The sequence below is a fragment of the Streptomyces sp. NPDC001380 genome (assembly GCF_042895785.1).
Taxonomy (GTDB): Bacteria; Actinomycetota; Actinomycetes; order Streptomycetales; family Streptomycetaceae; genus Peterkaempfera.
Window position 1 is genome coordinate 1 of sequence record NZ_JBIAWP010000070.1, and the last position, 1,066, is coordinate 1,066.

1 protein-coding gene is annotated in these 1,066 nt (G+C 68.4%); it reads left to right on the forward strand.

The features are described from left to right. Window positions 1-1,066: alpha-amylase family protein (locus ACFY07_RS28560; protein ID WP_390872440.1), on the forward strand; the 1,066-nt coding region annotated here is incomplete at both ends.

The window sequence follows — 1,066 nt, forward strand, 5'->3', positions numbered from 1 at the left end:
CCCAAGGGCTACGGCTTCGTCGAGGTCTCCCCGCCCCAGGAGCACATCCAGGGCCCCCAGTGGTGGACCTCCTACCAGCCCGTCAGCTACCGGATCGCCGGCCGCCTCGGCGACGCCACCGCCTTCCAGAGCATGGTGGACACCTGCCACGCCGCCGGCGTCAAGGTCATCGCCGACGCCGTCGTCAACCACATGAGCGCCGGCTCCGGGACCGGCACCGGCGGCACCCAGTACACCAAGTACACCTACCCCGGCTACTACCAGGACCAGGACTTCCACTCCTGCCGCACCAACATCGGCAACTACGCCGACCGCGGCAACGTCCAGAACTGCGAGCTCTCCGGCCTCGCCGACCTCAACACCGGCAGCGACCACGTCCGCTCCACCATCGCCGCCTACCTCAACAGCCTCCTCGCCAAGGGCGTCGACGGCTTCCGCATCGACGCCGCCAAGCACATCGCCGCCACCGACCTCGCCGCCGTCAAGGCCAAGCTCACCAACCCCAACGTCTTCTGGGCCCAGGAGGTCATCTACGGCTCCGGCGAGGCCGTCCAGCCCGGCGAGTACACCGCCACCGGCGACGTCGACGCCTTCCAGGGCGCCTACGACCTCAAGCGCATCTTCACCAGCGAGAAACTCGCCTACCTCAGCAACTGGAACGACTCCTGGGGCGCCGGCTACCTCCCCGGCGCCGGCAGCCGCACCTTCGTCGACAACTGGGACACCGAGCGCAACGGCTCCACCCTCAACTACAAGGCCGGCAACACCTACACCCTGGCCAACGTCTACCTCCTCGCCTGGCCCTACGGCTCGCCCAACGTCCACTCCGGCTACGAGTTCACCGACGTCGACGCCGGACCCCCGGGCGGCGGCACCGTCAACGCCTGCTTCCAGGACGGCTGGAAGTGCCAGCACAAGTGGCGCCAGATCGCCAACATGGTGGCCTTCCGCAACGCCGTCTCCGGCACCGCGGTGACCAACTGGTGGTCCAACGGCAACAACGCCATCGCCTTCGGCCGCGGCAGCAAGGGCTACGTCGCCATCAACCACGAGAGCAGCGCGGTCA